This window comes from Paenibacillus sp. FSL R7-0302, from assembly GCF_038006885.1.
Classification (GTDB): Bacteria; Bacillota; Bacilli; order Paenibacillales; family Paenibacillaceae; genus Paenibacillus_AQ.
In genome coordinates this window covers 2,254,222-2,274,826 of record NZ_JBBOWB010000001.1, presented here as the reverse complement: position 1 = coordinate 2,274,826, position 20,605 = coordinate 2,254,222, and the positions used below count along the sequence as shown (strand labels likewise).

Here is a 20,605-nt window from a genome sequence, read left to right as displayed (position 1 = left end):
TGTTTCTCACCTACATTCGCAAATAAATTAAAGTTTAGACCTGGGCAAAGACCTTGACAGGTGCAATAGCTCCGGTAGCCTCCAAAGCATAAATACCAAGGAACTCCCCTTGCTGATCATAAAGACGGAAATCTCCGGCCTGCTTCACTTCCGGCATTACAAACCGGGTCGACAGACGCTGCCCCTGCAGGGCTGCTTTCTTCTTCTCTGCCGCAACGGTATGTCTGGGCAAATGTGAAATCGCCTCGTCGGCAGCAATCAGATGCTCATCCAGTGTGCCGCCTTCCTTGTGCTGCGCAATTTGCTCCAGAGTCAGGCAATGACTGGCCGTGATCCCCGCCGACATCGTCCGCTCCAGCTTCACCATCACACCGGGAAGACCAAGCTTACGTCCGATATCTACACAGAGGGTGCGGATATAGGTTCCCTTGGAGCATAACGCCCGGAAAGTGATCTCCGGATAATTGCCGTTCCAGACCATTTCCTGCATCTCAATCTCATAAATCTCCACTTCACGGCTCTTGCGCTCTACGGTCTTGCCTTCCCGGGCCAGCTCGTACAGACGCTTGCCGTCCACCTTCACTGCGGAATACATCGGCGGCACCTGTGAGATCACGCCCTGAAAGGAGTTCAGCACAGCCAGTACTTCGGCTTCTGTGATATGAACCTCCTCCACAGATTCCGTAATCGTGCCGGTCAGGTCCTCTGTATCGCTGGCCATTCCCAGCCGCAGTGTGGCAACATATTCCTTGGGCAGCTCCTGGATATACTCCACTACTCTAGTAGCCCGGCCCAGACAGAGCGGCAATACTCCGGTTACCTGAGGATCAAGTGTCCCGGTATGTCCAATCCGCTTCATGCCCAGAATGCGCCGCGCCTTGGCCACAACATCATGTGAAGTGAACCCTGCCGGCTTATATACAGCCAGAACTCCTGTAAGCTCACTCATAAATGACGTTTGACCTCCTCAAGCACCTGTGCCACAGCTTCTTCCAGACTTCCATTAATACGCGCGCCCGCTGCCCGGGTGTGTCCGCCGCCGCCGAAGGCTTGCGCAAGCAGCGCCACATCCACCTTACCTGCTGAACGCAGGCTGGCCTTCACCGCATGGTCATCAATGACCTTGAACAGAATGCCTACCTCTACCCCGCGGATATTCCGGGGATAGTTGACAATCCCTTCAAGATCCTCATTGGCCGCTCCAGAGTCCAGCATATCCTGAGGTGTAACATACACCCAGGCTATATCTCCTTCAGGACTAAGCTGTAATGTGCTAAGTGCGCGGTTGAGCACCTTAACCTGGGGAAGCGTCATCTCTTCCAGCAGGGTCTCTGCCAGGTCCGGTCCATTCACGCCCAGTGCCAGCAGCTCGGATACCGCCGCCATCACTTTAGGAGAAGTATTGCTGTAACGGAAACCGCCGGTATCCGTTAACAGCCCTGTATAAATGGCTGTGGCAATATCAATATCCCACTTGAGTTCAAAGGTCTTCAGCAGATCGAACAGAATCTCTGCTGTCGCTGCCGCATCCGGCTTGATGAGATTCACCGCGCCGTAGCCGTTGTTCGTTGGATGATGGTCTATATTCAAGATCAGGGCATCACTGGTGAAATGCTGCTGGGTCAGCCCTACACGCTGGAAATCAGCACAGTCCACACATATCACATGGCTGTACTGGCGGGGCAAAGAACCTTCAGACAGATTGACAATCTGATCGGCATGCCATAAGTATTCCATCCGCTGCGGAATCTGGCCTTCATTCAACATCAGATATTTTTTGCCCAGACATGAGAGAAGCCAGCCCACCGCGAGGGTGGAGCTGACTGCATCTCCGTCCGGCTGAACATGCGACACTACAAGATAATCGTCGTGTTCCAGCAGAAACTTACGCGTCTGCTGGAGACTTTGTTCATAGCTCTGCATTCGCCGTCTCCTTTATGTTCCGTAGCCTATTCGTTTTTGCCGATTTCGCCGAGCAGCTTCTCAATATGACTTCCGTAAGCAACGGATTCGTCAATCTTGAAGATCAGCTCAGGTGTATGGCGCAGGCGGATCGCTTTGCCCAGCTCCGAGCGGAGAAAGCCATTGGCCTTCTCAATCGCTCTAAGCGAGTCTGACTTCTGCTCCTCGTCCCCGAATACGCTCAGGTATACCTTGGCCTGTGACAGATCGTTCGTCACATCTACGCCAGTTACGGTTACGAACCCGACACGCGGGTCCTTCAGTCCGCTTTGGATGAGCTGGCTCAGCTCTTTCTTAATCTGCTCGCCAACCCGTCCGGCTCTGATTTTAGACATCTTCTTTCACCTCTTCGCTTAGCGCTCTACCGTTTCCATGATGAATGCTTCGATGATGTCGCCTTCGGCGAGATCATTATAGCGTTCCAAAGTTATGCCACATTCATAACCCTGTGCCACTTCTTTTGCATCATCTTTGAAACGCTTCAAGGTGTCGATCTTGCCTGTGAAGACAACAATACCGCTGCGGATCAGGCGCATTTCAGCATTGCGGGTAATTTTGCCGTCAGTAACCATACAGCCTGCGACACTGCCCACTTTGCTGATTTTGAATACGTTGCGCACTTCGGCATGGCCGATAACGTTCTCTTTATAGATAGGATCAAGCATGCCCTTCATGGCACTTTCAATCTCTTCAATGACGTTGTAGATGATGTTATGCAGACGCACATCCACCTTCTCCTGCTCAGCCGCAGCTTTCGTCTGGGCATCCGGACGAACGTTGAAGCCAATCACGATAGCATTGGAGGCTGCTGCCAGGGTAATATCGGATTCCGTGATCGCACCGGCACCGCTGTGAAGAATCTTCACGCGTACGCCTTCCACTTCGATCTTGGCCAAGGAGCCCTTCAGCGCCTCTACCGAACCCTGTACGTCACCCTTGATAATTACGTTGAGATCCTTGATCTCACCGTCCTTGATGTGCTTGAACAGATCATCCAGCGTAACGCGGGTGTTCGTGTTCAGCTCGGACTGGCGCTGCGTAGTAGAACGTCTGTCAGCGATCGCCCGTGCTTTGCGCTCATCTTCGAAGGCCATGAACGGATCGCCCGCCTGCGGCACTTCGGTCAGACCGGTAATTTCCACTGGAGTGGAAGGTCCCGCTTCCTTGATTTTGCGTCCCTTGTCATTCACCATGGCGCGTACGCGGCCGAAGCAGTTACCTGCTACGAATGCGTCTCCGACCTTCAATGTACCGTTCTGCACGAGAATACGGGCAACCGGTCCACGGTTCTTGTCAAGCTCAGCTTCTATAACAGTACCGCGTGCCCGTTTGTCCGGGTTCGCCTTGTACTCGTTCACTTCGGCAACGAGCAGAATCATTTCCAGCAGCTCTTCCAGGTTAATGCGCTGCTTAGCGGACAGGTTGACGAAGATTGTATCGCCGCCCCACTCTTCCGGCACCAGCTCATAGTTGGTAAGCTCCTGCTTCACCCGGTCAGGGTCTGCACCCGGCTTATCAATCTTGTTAACTGCAACAATGATCGGAAGTCCGGCTGCCTTGGCGTGGTTAATCGCTTCTACGGTCTGAGGCATTACGCCGTCATCTGCCGCTACGACGATAATCGTCATATCTGTGACCTGGGCACCACGGGCACGCATGGCGGTGAACGCTTCATGGCCCGGAGTATCGAGGAATGTGATTTTCTTATGATTAATCTCAGCCTGGTAGGCACCGATATGCTGCGTAATCCCGCCTGCTTCACCGCTTGAGACATTCGTGGAACGGATGGCATCGAGCAAGGTTGTTTTACCGTGGTCAACGTGACCCATAATCGTTACAACCGGCGGCCGTGTCATCAGATCGTCTTCGGAATCGTTCTCTTCCACGGTCTCGAAGCTGTCTTCGTCAACCGGAATCTTCACTTCTACTTCTACGCCGAATTCGCCGGCCAGCAGCAGAATCGTATCGATATCAAGCTCCTGGTTGATGGTGGCCATAACCCCCATCGAGATCAGCTTCTTAATCACTTCCGAAGCATCCTTGTGAAGCAGCTTCGCGGTTTCACCCACGGTCATGCTGCCACGGACAATGATCTTCTTAGGTGTGTTGTCAATCTTCTCACGATATACGGTCGGCTGGTTTCTGCCGCGGTTGTTCTTGCCGCCACGGCCGCGATAGTTGCCGCCCTTGTTGTCGTCGTAACGTTTCTGGCCGCTGTTATTGCCGCCAGGTCTGCCGCCAGTGGTATTCTTCTTAGGGCCGTCGTTGCGAGAGAAACCTCCGCCTGCATTGCCTTGACCTTGCGGACGGTCACCTGTACGTGGTGCGCCGCCTTGTCCTTGCGGACGGCTGCCAGTAGAGCTGCCCTGTGGGCGGCTTCCGCTAGTTGAGCTGCCTTGTGGACGGCTTCCGCCAGTCGAGCTGCCTTGCGGACGGCTGCCAGTGGTGGAGCTGCCCTGTAGGCGGCTTCCGCCAGTAGAGCTGCCTTGCGGGCGGCTGCCAGTGGAGCTGCCTTGCGGACGGCTGCCAGTGGAGCTGCCTTGCGGGCGGCTGCCAGCCGAACTGCTTTGTGGACGGCTGCTGCTTGAACTGCCCTGCGGGCGGGAATTCTGAGCGGAGCCTGATGTTTGTGTTCTGCGGGAATCTTGTCCGCTTTGGGGCCTTGGGGACGTCGTCGATTGGTTGTTGTTTTGGTTACTGTTCATACCTACCTGCTTTTCCGATTGAATTTTGTTGGTATTCTGAGCACTGCGTACTTCGGCGGTTGCCGCACCGGTAGTGACTACCGGACGGCTGCTGGTGCCGTTGTCCCGCTTGGCTGCAGCGTTTGACTTGATGTCCTTGAAGAACTGTTCAACTTTGTTCACGGAGCCATTCTCCATGACACTCATATGATTATTCACCGGGACATCCAAACGCTTCAGAATGGTAATAATTTCTTTACTGCTCATGTTCAAAGACTTTGCGTATTCGTATACGCGCAGCTTATCCTTATTATCTTCTTTAGTCAATAACTCCACCTCCGACAGTATCTCCAAGCGTTCTGGAGATCATTTCCGCGAATCCTTTATCCGTAACGGCCAGCACCACGCGCTGGTCCTTACCAATACTTGCACCGAGTTCATCCCGGTGAAATGCGATTACTAGTGGAATATCGTAGGTTCCGCATTTATCGCGGAACTTCTTCTGGGTATTATCTGAAGCGTCACCTGCCAGGACGACCAGCTTCGCCTCTGAAGACCGCACTGCCTTAAGCACAGCCTCATCGCCGGTGACAATCTTGCCTGCTCTCATCGCAAGCCCTAAATAAGAAAGTGTCTTACTCATTGTCCTCACTATCCTTCGCTGCCAAAAACTGCTCCTCCACGGATGCAAAATCCCGGGCAAGCTGGGCATAGATTTCAGGACTGACCTGACATTTCAATGCCCGGTCAAGTGCTTTGGTCTTCTGTGCTAGCTTAAAGTATTCCAGTTTACCGCAGATATAAGCGCCACGGCCCGACTTCTTGCCTGTCAGGTCGATCAGCACCTCGCCTTCAGGCGTTCTCACCACGCGAATCAGCTCTTTCTTGGGCATCATCTCCTGGCTGGCAACGCATTTACGCAGCGGCACCTTTCTTTGCTTCATAACAAAGCACCTCCCGTCAGTCAGCATTCATTAATCGATGGAGACGGAATCCTGATGCATTTCATCATTGGACGATCTGGGTCTGCCGTATTCCTGCTCCGCCTGCGTCTCGCTCTTGATATCGATCTTCCAGCCGGTCAGCTTGGCGGCAAGACGGGCATTCTGCCCCTTGATGCCGATAGCCAGCGACAGCTGATAGTCAGGAACAATGACGCGGGCCATCTTCTCAGGTTCAAAGACTTGAACCTCAAGCACCTTGGACGGGCTAAGCGCATTGGCTACGTACTCCTGCACCAGCTCGGAATATCTGACGATATCAATCTTCTCACCGCGAAGCTCAGTCACGATGGTCTGTACACGCGTGCCTCTCGGCCCTACGCAGGAGCCCACCGGGTCCACTTCAGGATTGCGTGAGAACACGGCGATCTTGGAGCGGAAGCCGGCTTCGCGGGCAACGGAACGAATCTCCACCACCCCGTCAAAAATCTCCGGCACCTCCAGCTCGAACAGACGCTTCAGGAGACCCGGATGACTGCGGGACAGCATGATCTGCGGTCCTTTGGTCGTGTTCTCCACCTTGGTGATATAAGCCTTGATACGCTCGCTCTGCTTGAACTTCTCTCCAGGCATCAGCTCGCTCAGCGGAAGAACCGCCTCGATTTTGCCAAGATCCACATAGATGTTACGCATATCCTGACGCTGTACAAGGCCGGTTACAATATCATCTTCCTTGTCAATAAAAGCGTTATAGATCAGGCCGCGTTCCGCTTCGCGGATACGCTGGGTAACCACCTGCTTCGCAGTCTGGGCGGCAATGCGGCCGAAATCACGCGGCGTGACTTCCTGCTCGGCGATGTCCTCCAGCTGGAAATGCGGGTTGATCTCCCGGGCAGCCAGGAGCGAGATCTCGGTCCGTGCATCGAGAACCTCCTCCACAATCAGCTTGCGGGCAAACACCTTGATTACGCCTGTGTTGCGGTTCATATCCACACGCACATTCTGCGCCGCATTGAAATTGCGTTTATAGCTGGAGATCAGCGCCGCTTCGATGGCTTCGAACAGCACATCCTTGCTGATGCCTTTCTCCCTTTCCAGTTCATTCATAGCTTCAATAAACTCCATACTCATGAAATTCCGGTCCCCCTTTCAAGACGTTAAAAAATAATGGCCAATCTCGCACTGGCGACCTTGGCGTACGGTACCACATGTTCTTTTTTGCCCGCGGAGATGAGCAGTTCCTCGTTCTCGAACGAGAGCAACCGTCCTTCGAATTCTTTGAGTCCTTGAATCGGCTCATAGACCGTTACATATACGTCCTTGCCTACTGCCTTGGCGACATCCGCGGCTTTCTTGAGCGGACGCTCAGCTCCCGGCGAGGAGACTTCAAGGAAATATGCTTCGGAGAACGGATCATTCTCATCCAGCTTCTGGCTGATATATTCGCTGATGGACCCGCAGTCATCGATATCGATGCCGCCCTCTTTGTCTACGAATACGCGCAGAAACCAGTTGGAGCCTTCCTTCACGTATTCAACGTCCACCAGTTCGAAACCATTGTCCTCGAGATAGGACCCGAGCAGCTGCTCTACCGTTTGTTTAATTTTGGATTTGGGTGTGCTCAAAAGAAGATTACCTCCACGAACTTGTCTTTTGCTATATACCAAAGATAAAGAGTGGGTTTCCCCACTCTTTACACAACGGACTTATCTCATTATTACCAAAAAAATTATACCATAGTGAGGCAGCACTGACAAGTACCAGCCCTTGACTCCCCTTTTTAAAGGACTATATATGCTATCACTTAAGCCGGTTGTCAGAACAGTGAAAGCTGGTTACTCTCCGGCAATCCCCGGAAGCAGCCCATTCCCGTGAGCAGCTCAATCACCGTTTTACTGGCCTTGGATTTCTGCTGGAAATCCTCAATGGAGAGGAATTCTCCTGCGTCCTTGGCAGCGGCGATATTAATCGCAGCATTATCCCCGATTCCCGCAAGCGAGGAGAATGGAGGAATCAGGCTGGTACCGTCTACCGTAAATTTGGTAGCGTCCGAGCGGTACAGATCAATGTTCTTGAAGGTGAAGCCGCGTGCGGTCATCTCCAGGGCCATCTCCAGGACCGGAAGCATGGCTTTTTCCTTAGGCAGCGCCTGGAAGCCCTTGGCTTCGATCTCTACCAGCTGGCGCGCAATGGCTTCGTAGCCTTTGCAGCACAGCTCGATATCGAAATCCGCCGCGCGGACCGAGAAGTAAGTCGCATAGTATTCTATCGGATGATACAGCTTGAAGAAGGCTGTCCGCACCGCTGAAATAACATAAGCCGCAGCATGGGCCTTCGGGAACATGTACTGGATTTTGAGACAGGAATCAATGTACCACTGCGGCACCTTGCAATTCTTCATCTCGTCAATCCACTCCGGCGGCAAGCCCTTCCCTTTACGCACGCTCTCCGTAATTTTGAAGGCCAGACTGGCATCCATGCCCGCCTTATAGATCAGATAGAGCATAATATCATCACGGCAGCCGATTACCGTCTTAATGTTGCAGGTGTTGTTCTTGATCAGCTCCTGGGCATTTCCCAGCCACACGCCGGTTCCATGGGACAGCCCCGAAATCTGTAGCAGATCGGCAAAGCTGGACGGCTTGGCTTCGACAAGCATCTGGCGGACGAACTTCGTCCCCATCTCCGGCACTCCATAAGTGGCTACCGGGGTGCGGATCTGATCCGGCCTTACCCCGAGCGCATCCGTAGAGTTGAACATGCTCATCACCTTCGGATCATTCATTGGAATGGTCGTCGGGTCGACGCCAGTCAGATCCTGCAGCATCCGCATCATGGTCGGATCATCGTGGCCGAGAATATCGAGCTTCAGCAGGTTGGCATCGAAGGCGTGATAGTCGAAATGGGTGGTCTTCCACTCGGCTGTAACATCATCCGCCGGGAACTGCACCGGAGTGATATCTTCGATCTCCATGTAGTCCGGCAAAACAACGATACCGCCGGGATGCTGCCCTGTACTGCGCTTCACACCGGTACAGCCGGCGGCAAGCCGTCCGACCTCCGCACCGCGCCAGCGCTTCTGGTGATGCTCCTCATATTTCTTGGTGAAGCCGAAGGCAGTCTTCTCCGCCACTGTACCGATAGTTCCCGCGCGGAATACATTGTCCGGACCGAACATTGTTTTGGTAAAATTATGGGCGTTCGGCTGATACTCCCCGGAGAAGTTAAGGTCGATATCGGGAACCTTGTCCCCTTTGAAGCCCAGGAAGGTCTCAAACGGAATATCCTGTCCTTCTCCCTTAAGCTTGCCGCCGCAATCCGGGCAGTCCTTATCCGGCAAGTCAAAGCCGCTCGGCACACTTCCGTCCAGGAACCATTCACTGTGCCTGCATTCGGGATTGGTGCAAATATAGTGAGCCGGAAGCGGATTAACCTCCGAGATGCCCAGGAAAGTAGCCACCACAGATGAACCTACCGATCCACGGGAGCCGACGAGATAACCGTCCTGGTTCGACTTTTTGACCAGCCGTTCCGAGATCAGATAGTTGGCGGAGAACCCGTATTTAATAATCGGGGCCAGCTCCTTCTCCAGACGGGCAACCACTACTTCAGGCAGCTCCTCGCCGTAGATCGATTTGGCTGTGTCATAGCAGGTATTGCGGATCTCATCATCCGCCCCTTCAATAATAGGCGTGAAGAGATCGCTTGGGAACAGATCGTATTCCTCGAACCGCTCAGCCAGCTCAACAGTATTCGTGACCACGACTTCCTTCGCTTTGGCTGCACCCAGATATTCGAACTCGGCCAGCATCTCATCGGTTGTACGGAAGTGGGCATCCGGCTTGTTCTGGTCCTTCAGCGGACTGAATCCGGTAATCCCGTGGATCGTAATATCGCGGAACAGCTTATCGCGCGGCTCCAGATAGTGCACATTCCCAGTGGCTATCACCGGCTTGTTTATCTGCTCGCCAATCTCACAGATTTTGCGTACAACTCCCCGCAGGTCCTCCGGACTCGCTACGAACCCTTTATCCACCAGATGCATGTACATGGTCAGCGGCTGGATTTCCAGCACATCATAGAACTGGGCAACCTCAATCGCCTCTTCCACGGTCTTGTTCAGTACAGCCTCGAAGAACTCGCCCCGCTCACAGCCGGATATGACAAGCAGTCCGTCACGATGCTCTTCAAGCTTCGATTTGGGAATGCAGGGCACCCGCTTGTAGTACTCGGTATGCGACATGGAGATCAGCTTGTAGAGGTTCTTTTTGCCGATGGGATTCAGTGCATAGATGCCGCAGTGAAACGGCCGCACATTCGACAGGTCATTGCCTACATAGTCATTCAGCCGGTCCAGCCGGGTCATCCCCTTCATCTTCTCCGCATCGGCCAAGAGACCGTTCAGAATCCCGCCCAGTGCTATCGTGTCATCCACCGCACGGTGATGGCTCTCCAGCAGTACCTTGTACTTGTCAGCAAGCGTATTGAGCCGGTGGTTCTTCATTTTGGGGAAGAGCAGACGCGCCAGCTCCAGCGTATCCAGTGAAGGATTCGGCAGCTCCGGCTGCCCCAGCTTCTTCAGAGAAGCTTGAATGAAGCCCATATCGAACCGCGCATTGTGCGCAACGAGAATGCTATCTCCTACAAACTCTACGAACTCCTCCAGTACCGGCGCGAGATCCGGGGCATCCTTGACCATTTCATCCGTAATGTTCGTCAGCTGCTGGATGTGGTAGGGGATTTTCTCATGCGGATTCACGAAGGTGGTATAACGGTCCAGCTCCTTGCCTTCGCACATCTTGATCGCCGCAAGCTCCGTGATGTTATTGCGTGTGATGGACAGCCCCGTGGTCTCGATGTCGAAGACGACATAGGTTGCGGTCTTGAGCTCCAGCGGCTGTGCATTCTCCACGATATTGACCGCATCATTGACGACATTGGCCTCCACACCGTAGAGCATCTTGAGCTTATGCTTATGAGCGGCATGATTCGCATCCGGGAAGCTCTGAACATTGCCGTGGTCGGTAACTGCAAGTGCCGGGTGGCCCCATTTCGCAGCTGTTTTGACATAGGCATCAATCGGTGCTACCGCATCCATCGTGCTCATAGTCGTATGCAGGTGGAACTCCACGCGCTTCTCCTTGGCATTGTCCTTACGGGCAGGCGGCGCCGACACCTCGGTCAGATCCGAAGGAATCATCACCAGCTCGGGAATCTGCATGAACCGGTCATACTCCACTTTGCCGCGCGCACGGACCCATTTGCCGTTAGCCAGCTGGCCCATGATCTTCAGCTCTTCCTTGGTTTTGGCGAACATCTTCATCTGCAGGGAATCTGTAAAGTCTGTGATGCAGAAGGTGAACAGCGTATTCCCGTTACGCAGCTCCTTGCTGTCCAGCCCGAAGATCGTCCCCTGGATCGTAATCTTCTTCTCTTCATCCTGAATCTCCAGAATGGAGACGGCCTGCTCCTTAATGTCATTCCCGATCTGAAGCTTAATGACCTCGCCCGGGTCCCCGGCTTCTTCAGGCTCGTCCGGCTCACTGTTCATCATCATCAGCTCTACCAACTCACGCTGCTCCTGCTGGAGCTTCTGCTGGAATTCCTCATAGGCATCCGCTTTGTTCTTGGTCTCATCCTCAGACATCTGCAGCTTGACCTTGAGCGGGAGCGCGAAGTATTTATCATAATATTTAATAATGGCGGCTTCGATACCCTTTTTGCGGGCCAGTTCGAGCGACATCGAATCGTTCAGGCTAAGGATGAGCGTGCCGTCCTGCAGCTCCTGGCTGGAGCGCGTCAGCCAACCGTTGACGGACGGAATCTCACGCTGGACCCACTCCAGGAACATGCCCCAGTACTCCTGCACAATATCGGCTCTGCTTACAGTATCATCATATAGGAACAAGAAGCTGACCTTGGCAATATGCTGCAGCTTCTCACGCATTCTAAGGATAAATGCCCGGTAGGTCTGGGCGGGAATCAGGGTTGTCTTCGCAATCACGATATGCCAGTCATGGTTGCCGCGGCTAATCTCCACCCGTTCAATCTGTCCGTCTACAAAATAAGGATCAATCATGGCAGGCGGAATCTCCCCCTGCTTCATCAACAGCTCAAATCTCTTTCTTCTCTCCACGTTCTGCTCCATGCATTCCCCACCTAACTCGGCAATAATTGGCGTAAGACTTCGACGTCATTCTAATACTCTATTGTAAGAAAAAGCCTCCGGCTTAAAAAGCATTGGGTACTTGCGGCCCGCCGACTCCTCTCGCCAGAAGCTGATATAATAAATGAACAAATATAAGGTTACCGATTAATATGCTTTGGCAAATACAACCGTATGCTGAGCAGGCTTGCCGCAGCAAATACAGGTCTCTTTCGTTTCTGACGGGTGGAACGGAATATTACGGCTGCCTGCGCCGGTCTCTTCCTTGACCTTATCCTCACATTCCTCAGAGCCGCACCAGCCTGCAAGCGCAAAGCCGCGTTTCTCCTCCATGGAATCCTTCATCTGCTCAAGAGTGTCTACGGAATAGAAATGATCCTCACGGAATTTCAGTGCCCGCTCGTACATTTCCTGGTGGACCTGCGCAAGCATCGCATTCACTTCTTCAACCAGGTTCTCCTGCTGAATGACCTTCTTCTCGCCGCTGATCCGGGATACGAGCACGCAGACGCCATTCTCCATATCACGCGGTCCAAGCTCCAGACGGACAGGGACGCCGCGCATTTCATATTCATTGAACTTCCAGCCCGGAGTTACATCCGCACGGTCATCCACACGCACGCGGATTCCGGCGCTCTTAAGCTCACCAAACAGTTCGTCGGTACGTCCGATAACCGCTTCGCGGGTCTTAGGCGGTCCGATTGGAATCATAATGACCTGCGTAGGTGCTACCTTCGGCGGCAGAGCCAGTCCGCGGTCGTCACCATGCACCATGATGAGGGAACCGATCAGACGCGTGGTAGAGCCCCACGAGGTGGTGTGTGCATGTTCCAGCACATTCTCCCGGTTCAGATATTGGATATCAAAAGCAACCGCGAACTTGGTGCCCAGATAATGGGAGGTAGCCGCCTGAACAGCCCGTCCATCCTTCATCATCGCTTCAATGGAATACGTATCCACAGCACCGGCAAACCGCTCGGATGGCGTCTTCTGTCCGGTCACTACCGGAATAGCCAGAAAGGTCTCCACGAAGTCGCGGTAGTTATCAAGCATCTTCATCGTTTCTTCGCGTGCTTCCGTCTCATTCTCATGCGCGGTATGGCCTTCCTGCCAGAGGAATTCTGTCGTACGGATGAACGGCAGGGTACGTTTCTCCCAGCGGACCACGTTGGCCCATTGGTTGATCAGCACGGGAAGGTCGCGGTAAGACTGAATCCACTTGGAATACATATGGCCGAACATGGTCTCGGACGTAGGGCGGATCGCCAGACGTTCTTCCAGCACATCGCCTCCGGCCTCAGTGACCCAAGGCAGCTCCGGGTTGAAGCCCTCCACATGTTCCTTCTCCTTCTGGAAAAAGCTCTCGGGAATGAACAGCGGGAAGTAGGCGTTCCGGTGACCGGTCGCCTTCAGGCGGCGGTTCATTTCCTCCTGGATATGCTCCCAGATTTCATAGCCGTCCGGTTTGAACACGATACAGCCGCGGACCGGCGAATAATCCATCAGGTCCGCTTTTTTGATAACATCGATATACCAGCGTGAGAAATCCTCGCCCTGCGGCGTGATCTCTGTAACGAACTGCTTGTCTTTGGCCATGTGAAGAAATCCTCCTATTATTCGCCCCTCAGATTGCACATTAGCTATGAAGCCCAATCAAATGCATCACGGGATAAAAAAGATATGACATCCGTCAGCCGCTTATGAGGCGTAAAATATCATTATACGTAACAGCGATCATCACCAGGAACAGCAGGGCAAAGCCTACAAAGTGGACCATGCCTTCCCTGCTCGGGTCCACCGGCTTGCCGCGCAGTGCCTCAACACCCAGGAATACAAGCCGGCTGCCATCCAGTGCAGGAATCGGCAGAAGATTGAAGATCCCTAGATACAGGCTGAGAATAGCCGCCCAATAGGTCAAATACTGAATCCCCTGCTGGGCAATCTGCCCGGTCAATTGGAACGTGCCTACCGGCCCGGAGATATCATCCATATTAAATTTGTTGATCAGCTGCTTGAAGCCGATAAAAATCAGCTTGGTGGTGTCGACCATCGCTGTACCGGACTTGGTAATTGTCTCCCCCACTCCGGCCTTGCGGGTAGGAAGCTCCGGCGTAATTCCAACCTTGCCGCCTTGCTCCCCTTCCATTCCACGGGGAATCATGGTCACATTCAAGGTCTCTTCGCCGCGCTTCAGCGTCCAGTTCATTTCTTTGCCTTTGGAGGCTGAAGTCAGCTTGATCATCTTCTGGTAATCTCCGCCGATGGCCTGCCCGTCCACAGTGACGACGATGTCGCCCTTCTGAAGACCTGCTTCCTGTGCAGGCATTCCTACGCTGACGTCACCGATCTTCACATAGGTCGGATTCTCCACCGGGATTCCGGCCATCTGCAGATGAAGTGCAAATAGCACAAACGCCAGAATGAAGTTCATCACCGGTCCGGCCAGGATCGCTATCGCGCGCTGGCCGACGGTTTTGCTGCCGAACTGGCGGTCCTTGGGCGCAATTTGCGTCTGCTGGGTGCCTTTGATCATCATCGCCTGCGGATTCACATCATAGGTGGTCACTTCACCATCGACATCAAGGCGGATTTTCAGTTCATTCTCCAGATCCGTGAACTGCGCTTCGCCGCGGATAACATTTCTGCGCGTATCCAGGGAATCAAGGTAAATATTCTTTACCTTGTTATCCTGGCCCAGCCGGACAGCAATGGTCTGCCCGGGGCCGATCTCAACCATCTCCGGGTCTTCGCCGGCCATACGGGCGTATCCCCCGAAGGGCAGCAGGCGGAGCGTGAACTGGGTTTCACCGCGTTTATAAGAGAACAGTTTCGGACCGAAACCGATCGCAAATTCCCGTACAAGAATTCCGGCGCGTTTGGCAAAATAATAATGTCCCCATTCATGGACAGTCACCAGAACAAAGAACATAAACACCGTTAAAAAAACAACTCTTACCATCTCCATAGCGCAACATTCCCCCTTAAGGTGTAAGACCGAAGTATGTCCTCTTAATTTATCATTATTCCAAGGCAGGGCACAAGAGAATCAACAGTCCACACCTATTTTTCAGGGTACAGCCATATTCACCGTTTCCAAAGGCCTCTTATCCCTTTACAGGACAGCCGCAAGCTCCCGGGAAGCTATATCGCTACTGTGAATCTGTTCCAGACCGGGGTTCGCTTCACCCTGATGACGCTGAAGCACTTCATCAATAATCTCATCAATCCGCAGGAAGGGAATCTCACCGCGCAGGAAGCGGGCCACGGCGACCTCATTGGCTGCATTGAAGGCTGTTGTGAATGTGCCGCCCGCTATGCCGCAGTCAATAGCCATCTTCAGCGCCGGATAGCGCTCATAATCCATCTCCCGGAAGGTCAGGCTGGCTACCTGAGCCAGAGACAAACGCTTCGCAGGAGACGGCCAGCGGTCGGGATAGGTGAGCGCATATTGAATGGGAACCCGCATATCAGGAGTCCCAAGCTGAGCAATAATGCTGCTGTCGCAGAACTCCACATAGGAGTGAATGATACTCTCCGGATGCAGCACCACATCAATCTGCTCATACGGAAGGGCGAACAAATGGTGGGCTTCAATAACCTCCAGGCCTTTGTTAACCATGGTTGCCGAGTCAATAGTAATCTTGGCCCCCATGCTCCAATTGGGGTGACGCAGTGCGTCCGCTACGGTAACATTCGTAAGCTGTTCACGCTTATAATCACGGAATGAACCGCCCGAGGCAGTAATGGTAATTGAAGCCACATCCTCACGGTTCTCCCCGTTTAAGCATTGGAAAATCGCCGAATGCTCACTGTCCACTGGCAGCAGCTTCACGCCTTTGCGTCCAGCCAGCTCTGTAACCAGATGTCCGGCGGTCACCAGTGTCTCCTTATTAGCCAGTCCAATATGTCTGCCGGCTTCAATCGCCGCCAGCGTAGACTGAAGTCCTACACTGCCTACAAGCGCAGTTACGACTGTCTGTGCATCGCCTCCGGCAGCAATCTCCACCAGACCTTCACTTCCGCTATACAGCTCTACACCGGCAGGCAGACTGGATCTGATCTCCTCTGCAAGCTCCTTCGTGGATACCGATACACGGCGAGGCTTGAAACGGCGGACCTGTTCCAGCAGCAGTGAAGTATTACTTCCCGCCGCCAGTCCATCGACTTCAAAAGCTTCCGGATGCATAGCTACCACATCCAGCGTCTGGGTACCGATGGAGCCCGTGGAGCCGAGAATACTAATTCTTTTCACAGTTGCTTTCCTTCTTCCTGTCGTTAATAGTAAGGCATCAGCATTACGATATGTACGAAAGGAAATACGATGATCCAGCTGTCGCAGCGGTCCAGGATGCCACCGTGACCCGGCAAGAGTGAGCCTGAATCCTTAATACCGTACACCCGTTTATAGGCAGATTGTACAAGATCTCCAAGCTGACCCAGCACAGCGCAGGCAATTCCAATCAGCAGCGCGCGTCCGATAGTCAGCAGATCAGGAACCAGTATAGCAAACACAATCGATATGACAGCAGAAATCAATACTCCGCCAAGCGCGCCTTCTATAGTCTTATTAGGACTGATCGCAGGCCACAGCTTGTTCTTCCCGAAGCTTCTGCCAACAAAATAGGCTCCGGCATCACTGCCCCATATACAGCACAGCAGCAGGATCGTCCAGAAGAGGCCATGGCCATCTCCCGCACCGCGGGCGATTCCCATATACGAGAACCCCATTCCTATGTAAACAATGCCAGTGAACATCATCGCGGTCATTTTGATATCAAGCTTATTCTTACTGAAGACAGTGACCAGCAGGAACAGCAGCAATACCAGCCATATCCCCTGTTCCCAGGAGAATAGCTTATTCGTTCCCAGGAGATCCCAAGGAATCATAAAGCCTACTACAGAGGCATAACCAAATACAGCAGTCAGCCCGAAGGTGGCTGTACCTGTCATTTTCACAAATTCATAATAGCCGATGAGGGCCATCGCAGTCAGCAACAGCTGATACGGCCAGCCTCCCCAATAGCATAACCCTAAAAACAAGGCCCCGGCAACAATTCCGGTGATCAATCGCTGCTTCAAAGAATCCCTCTCCCATCAGGCTACTTCAATCCACCATAACGGCGTGTGCGGCGCTGATATTCAGCCACAGCCTGCATCAGATGCGACTTGTCGAACTCCGGCCAGTACGCATCCGTAAACCAAAATTCACTATAGGCGATTTGCCACAGCATAAAGTTACTGAGCCGCATCTCTCCGCTCGTACGGATGAGCAGGTCAGGATCGGGTAATCCGCTGGATGACAATCTGTTGTCAATCAGCTCTGAAGTGATCTCTTCAGGAGACAGAATTCCTGCCTGGATATCCTTGCCCAGAGCGCGCATACAGTCCTCAATCTCTTTGCGACCGCCGTAGTTCAGAGCAAAATTAAGTATAAGTCCGGTATTGCTTAGTGTGCGGGCGACCGCTTCTTCCATCGCCTTGCGGGTATGGGAAGGCAAAGCCTCCGTGTTGCCCATTACGCGCACCTGTACATTCTTCTCAATGAGTTCATCCAGTTCAATAGCCAGGAATTCTACGGGAAGGCGCATCAGGAAATCCACTTCATCCTTCGGCCGGGTCCAGTTCTCCGTAGAGAAAGCGTACAGAGTCAAAAATTCTACTCCGAGGTCATTCGCTGCAATGGTAGCACGTTTGACTGCCTTCATCCCGTTCTGATGGCCCACAACCCGGGGCATACCGCGCCGTTTCGCCCAGCGCCCGTTGCCATCCATAATTATCGCTACGTGCCGGGGAATATTATCCGGTGAAATCTCGACTGGCTCCTGCCTGTCTTTACGGCTCAGCCATTCTTGAATCCGTTTGATCATTTCCGTTTCCTCCAAGCTCTTATCAGAAAGAGACAAACCCCACCATTAACGGAGGGGCCTGAAGTCTCATGAATTTCGTTATACTTCCATAATCTCTTTTTCTTTGGACAAGAGCACTTTGTCGACTTCAGCTATGAACTTATCCGTTGATTTCTGGATATCTTCCTGATGTCCATGTGATTCATCTTCTGAAATGCCGTTCTTCTCCATCTTCTTGATGTCATCGTTGGCATCGCGGCGGATGTTGCGGATCGCTACCTTAGCTTCTTCACCGAACTTCTTGGTGAATTTCACCAGCTCAGTGCGGCGTTCTTCGGTAAGCGGAGGAATCGACAGGCGGATAATCGTACCGTCATTGGCAGGTGTAATCCCGATGTCGGATTTCATAATCGCCTTTTCGATGTCTGACATTGAAGTTTTGTCCCACGGCTGGATCAGCAGGGTCCGGGAATCCGGTGTGCTGATGTTAGCCAGCTGATTGATCGGAGTTGGAGCACCGTAATACTCAACCTGGATGCGATCCAGCAGCGACGTCGAAGCGCGTCCTGCCCGCAGTGTTGCCAAGTCGCGTTTCAGCGAGAGAATTGCTTTTTCCATACGCTCTTCGGCATTCTTCTTAACCGATTGTGGCATTTAATTTACACTCCCTTTAACGATCGTCCCGATCTTTTCGCCGAGAACGACGCGTTTAATATTGCCTTGCTCTGTAATAGCAAACACAATGAGCGGTATATTATTATCCATGCAGAGTGAGGAAGCGGTAGAATCCATAACCCCCAGGTTTTTGTTCAGAATATCCATGTAAGTAAGCTGCTCGAACTTAACGGCTGTGCTGTCCTTGAACGGATCTGCTGAGTAGACGCCGTCTACCTTATTCTTGGCCATGAGGATAACCTCGGCTTCAATCTCGGCTGCTCTAAGTGCTGCTGTAGTATCTGTCGAGAAGAACGGATTCCCTGTCCCTGCGGCAAAAATAACTACGCGGCCCTTCTCCAGATGCCGGATCGCCCGGCGGCGGATATAAGGCTCAGCAATCTGCTGCATGGCGATAGAGGTCTGAACCCGGGTAGGGACATCGATCTGCTCCAGAGCGTCCTGCAATGCCAGCGAGTTCATCACTGTTGCCAGCATTCCCATATAATCGGCTGTTGCCCGGTCAATACCGCTTGCACTTCCGGCGATTCCGCGCCAGATGTTGCCACCGCCGCATACAATCGCAACCTGAACTCCAAGCTCCACGACTTCCTTGACCTGCTCTGCAATAGAGATGATCGTATCGGCATCGATGCCATAGCCATTCTGTCCGGCGAGCGATTCACCGCTTACCTTAAGGACTACTCTCTTAAATACCGGTTGTTCCAATTATATACCCTCACTTTCTACAAAAGACGGAACACTACTTGTATGTGTTCCGCTCTTTTGATGCTTGCCTGTATTCAGTTCTTATTCAATGTCATGCAGTTATTATTGTTTTACTTGTGCCATAACTTCTTCTACGAAGTTGTCGACTTTCTTCTCAAGACCTTCACCCAGTTCGAAACGAACAAAGCGGCGGATGGTGATGTTCTCGCCAATCGTGCTGATTTTTTCATTCAGCAGCTGGGAGATTGTCTTGTCCGGGTCTTTAACGAAGGATTGCTCCATCAGGCAGTATTCTTCATAGAACTTGCTGATGCGGCCTTCCACCATTTTTTCAACGATCTTCTCAGGCTTGCCTTCGTTCAGCGCTTGTGCCTTAAGAATTTCTTTTTCCTTCTCTACGTCTGCAGAAGGTACTTCTTCACGGCGGACATACAGCGGGTTCGCTGCTGCGATTTGCATAGCGATGTCGCGCGCGAATTCTCTGAAGGAATCCGTTTTGCCTACGAAGTCAGTTTCGCAGTTGATTTCCACCAGAACGCCAATACGGCCGCCAGCGTGGATATAGGATTCTACAGTACCTTCAGTAGCAATACGTCCGGCCTTGTTCGCTGCTGCGGACAGACCTTTTTCACGAAGCAATTCTGCTGCTTTGGTGATGTCGTTGTTTGCTTCTTCCAGCGCTTTCTTACAATCGAGCATTCCTGCCCCTGTTCTTTCACGAAGTTCCTTCACTGCTTTTGCATCTACTGCCATTGTTATTCCCTCCAGGGTCATAGTCGTTGTCATACGCGGGCATAAAGCGGTACTTGCTTGCATTTTAAAAAAAGGGCAGTGAGAGGTTATCCACCTGCCAACCACCCTTTTCATTTAAGTTTATGTTTTATGTTCCGGTTACTACTTAAGCTGTAGTTGTGTCTTCGCCCTGATGAGCTTCAACAACAGCATCAGCCATCTTACCAGTCAAGAGCTTCACGGCGCGGATTGCGTCGTCATTGCCTGGGATTACGTAGTCAATTTCATCCGGATCGCAGTTAGTATCAACGATAGCTACGATAGGAATACCCAATTTGCGAGCTTCTGCTACTGCAATGCGCTCTTTACGCGGGTCAATGATGAACAGCGCGCTTGGAAGACCTTTCATGTTCTTGATACCGCCCAGGAATTTCTCAAGACGATCTTTCTCTTTGCGGAGAAGGATAACTTCTTTCTTAGGCAATACTGCAAAGGTACCGTCTTCTTCCCAAGCTTCCAATTTCTTCAGGCGGTCAATACGCTTCTGAATAGTCTGGAAGTTAGTCAGGGTACCGCCGAGCCAACGCTGGTTAATGAAGAACATACCCGAACGTTCAGCTTCTTCTTTTACGGAATCCTGTGCCTGCTTCTTTGTTCCTACGAATAGGATTGTGCCGTTGTCGCCAGCGACGCTCTTTACAAAGTTGTAAGCTTCCTCTACCTTCTTGACTGTCTTTTGCAAGTCAATAATGTAAATTCCGTTTCTTTCAGTGAAGATATAACGATCCATCTTTGGGTTCCAACGACGAGTCTGGTGACCGAAGTGTACCCCAGCTTCGAGAAGCTGCTTCATGGAGATTACTGCCATCTTCACACACCTCCTAAGTTTGG

18 protein-coding genes are annotated in these 20,605 nt (G+C 52.5%); all 18 read right to left on the bottom strand.

Annotated features, from left to right (window positions below; genetic code table 11):
* Positions 1–34: 34 nt before the first annotated feature.
* Positions 35–949, bottom strand: a complete 915-nt coding sequence (gene truB, locus MKY96_RS09895; RefSeq protein WP_340940103.1) for a tRNA pseudouridine(55) synthase TruB — start codon at positions 947–949, stop codon at positions 35–37.
* Positions 946–1,923 carry a DHH family phosphoesterase gene (locus MKY96_RS09890; protein WP_340940102.1) on the bottom strand — a complete coding sequence of 326 codons (978 nt, stop codon included), beginning with the start codon at positions 1,921–1,923 and terminating at the stop codon, positions 946–948. Before MKY96_RS09890 ends, truB begins: the two co-directional genes overlap by 4 nt.
* Positions 1,924–1,949: 26 nt before the next feature.
* On the bottom strand, positions 1,950–2,297 hold the full coding sequence (gene rbfA / locus MKY96_RS09885; RefSeq protein ID WP_036692621.1) for a 30S ribosome-binding factor RbfA: 348 nt from the start codon (positions 2,295–2,297) through the stop codon (positions 1,950–1,952).
* Positions 2,298–2,315: 18 nt separating this feature from the next.
* A complete protein-coding gene (gene infB, locus MKY96_RS09880) occupies positions 2,316–4,973 on the bottom strand; it encodes a translation initiation factor IF-2 (RefSeq protein WP_340944514.1) in 2,658 nt (885 codons plus the stop codon).
* Complete coding sequence (locus tag MKY96_RS09875; protein WP_036724725.1) at positions 4,966–5,289, bottom strand: YlxQ family RNA-binding protein; 324 nt, start codon at positions 5,287–5,289, stop codon at positions 4,966–4,968. The genes infB and MKY96_RS09875 overlap by 8 nt, the downstream gene beginning before the upstream one ends.
* On the bottom strand, positions 5,282–5,590 hold the full coding sequence (gene rnpM, locus MKY96_RS09870) for an RNase P modulator RnpM (protein ID WP_036692616.1): 309 nt from the start codon (positions 5,588–5,590) through the stop codon (positions 5,282–5,284). The genes MKY96_RS09875 and rnpM overlap by 8 nt, the downstream gene beginning before the upstream one ends.
* A gap of 30 nt (positions 5,591–5,620) precedes the next feature.
* Positions 5,621–6,718: a transcription termination factor NusA gene (gene nusA, locus MKY96_RS09865; protein ID WP_036692613.1), complete on the bottom strand. Its 1,098-nt coding sequence runs from the start codon at positions 6,716–6,718 to the stop codon at positions 5,621–5,623.
* 26 nt (positions 6,719–6,744) lie between these two features.
* Complete coding sequence (gene rimP, locus MKY96_RS09860; RefSeq protein WP_340940101.1) at positions 6,745–7,212, bottom strand: ribosome maturation factor RimP; 468 nt, start codon at positions 7,210–7,212, stop codon at positions 6,745–6,747.
* A 191-nt stretch (positions 7,213–7,403) separates the two neighbouring features.
* Positions 7,404–11,735, bottom strand: coding sequence for a PolC-type DNA polymerase III (locus MKY96_RS09855; protein ID WP_340940100.1), 4,332 nt, complete (start codon positions 11,733–11,735; stop codon positions 7,404–7,406).
* A 165-nt stretch (positions 11,736–11,900) separates the two neighbouring features.
* Complete coding sequence (gene proS, locus MKY96_RS09850; RefSeq protein WP_036724718.1) at positions 11,901–13,349, bottom strand: proline--tRNA ligase; 1,449 nt, start codon at positions 13,347–13,349, stop codon at positions 11,901–11,903.
* A 94-nt stretch (positions 13,350–13,443) separates the two neighbouring features.
* Entirely contained in the window at positions 13,444–14,718 is a 1,275-nt protein-coding gene (gene rseP, locus MKY96_RS09845) for an RIP metalloprotease RseP (protein ID WP_076078643.1), read from the bottom strand.
* A gap of 147 nt (positions 14,719–14,865) precedes the next feature.
* A complete protein-coding gene (locus MKY96_RS09840; RefSeq protein ID WP_036724716.1) occupies positions 14,866–16,005 on the bottom strand; it encodes a 1-deoxy-D-xylulose-5-phosphate reductoisomerase in 1,140 nt (379 codons plus the stop codon).
* 23 nt (positions 16,006–16,028) lie between these two features.
* Complete coding sequence (locus MKY96_RS09835) at positions 16,029–16,832, bottom strand: phosphatidate cytidylyltransferase (RefSeq protein ID WP_340940099.1); 804 nt, start codon at positions 16,830–16,832, stop codon at positions 16,029–16,031.
* Positions 16,833–16,852: 20 nt separating this feature from the next.
* On the bottom strand, positions 16,853–17,620 hold the full coding sequence (locus MKY96_RS09830; protein ID WP_340940097.1) for an isoprenyl transferase: 768 nt from the start codon (positions 17,618–17,620) through the stop codon (positions 16,853–16,855).
* Between the two features lie 78 nt (positions 17,621–17,698).
* Complete coding sequence (gene frr, locus MKY96_RS09825) at positions 17,699–18,253, bottom strand: ribosome recycling factor (RefSeq protein WP_036724711.1); 555 nt, start codon at positions 18,251–18,253, stop codon at positions 17,699–17,701.
* On the bottom strand, positions 18,254–18,982 hold the full coding sequence (gene pyrH, locus MKY96_RS09820; RefSeq protein WP_076078638.1) for a UMP kinase: 729 nt from the start codon (positions 18,980–18,982) through the stop codon (positions 18,254–18,256).
* 102 nt (positions 18,983–19,084) lie between these two features.
* The gene (gene tsf, locus MKY96_RS09815) at positions 19,085–19,735 is read right to left on the bottom strand and encodes a translation elongation factor Ts (protein WP_036724710.1); all 651 of its coding nucleotides are present in this window, start codon (positions 19,733–19,735) and stop codon (positions 19,085–19,087) included.
* A 145-nt stretch (positions 19,736–19,880) separates the two neighbouring features.
* On the bottom strand, positions 19,881–20,582 hold the full coding sequence (gene rpsB / locus MKY96_RS09810) for a 30S ribosomal protein S2 (protein ID WP_036692565.1): 702 nt from the start codon (positions 20,580–20,582) through the stop codon (positions 19,881–19,883).
* Between the last annotated feature and the right edge of the window lie 23 nt (positions 20,583–20,605).

Excerpts from the sequence above, each read along its gene's own strand:
- truB (WP_340940103.1), bottom strand. The coding sequence starts at position 949 with ATGAGTGAGCTTACAGGAGTTCTGGCTGTATATAAGCCGGCAGGGTTC.
- MKY96_RS09890 (WP_340940102.1), bottom strand. The coding sequence starts at position 1,923 with ATGCAGAGCTATGAACAAAGTCTCCAGCAGACGCGTAAGTTTCTGCTG.
- rbfA (WP_036692621.1), bottom strand. The coding sequence starts at position 2,297 with ATGTCTAAAATCAGAGCCGGACGGGTTGGCGAGCAGATTAAGAAAGAG.
- MKY96_RS09875 (WP_036724725.1), bottom strand. The coding sequence starts at position 5,289 with ATGAGTAAGACACTTTCTTATTTAGGGCTTGCGATGAGAGCAGGCAAG.
- rnpM (WP_036692616.1), bottom strand. The coding sequence starts at position 5,590 with ATGAAGCAAAGAAAGGTGCCGCTGCGTAAATGCGTTGCCAGCCAGGAG.
- nusA (WP_036692613.1), bottom strand. The coding sequence starts at position 6,718 with ATGAGTATGGAGTTTATTGAAGCTATGAATGAACTGGAAAGGGAGAAA.
- MKY96_RS09855 (WP_340940100.1), bottom strand. The coding sequence starts at position 11,735 with ATGGAGCAGAACGTGGAGAGAAGAAAGAGATTTGAGCTGTTGATGAAG.
- proS (WP_036724718.1), bottom strand. The coding sequence starts at position 13,349 with ATGGCCAAAGACAAGCAGTTCGTTACAGAGATCACGCCGCAGGGCGAG.
- rseP (WP_076078643.1), bottom strand. The coding sequence starts at position 14,718 with ATGGAGATGGTAAGAGTTGTTTTTTTAACGGTGTTTATGTTCTTTGTT.
- MKY96_RS09830 (WP_340940097.1), bottom strand. The coding sequence starts at position 17,620 with ATGATCAAACGGATTCAAGAATGGCTGAGCCGTAAAGACAGGCAGGAG.
- frr (WP_036724711.1), bottom strand. The coding sequence starts at position 18,253 with ATGCCACAATCGGTTAAGAAGAATGCCGAAGAGCGTATGGAAAAAGCA.
- tsf (WP_036724710.1), bottom strand. The coding sequence starts at position 19,735 with ATGGCAGTAGATGCAAAAGCAGTGAAGGAACTTCGTGAAAGAACAGGG.
- rpsB (WP_036692565.1), bottom strand. The coding sequence starts at position 20,582 with ATGGCAGTAATCTCCATGAAGCAGCTTCTCGAAGCTGGGGTACACTTC.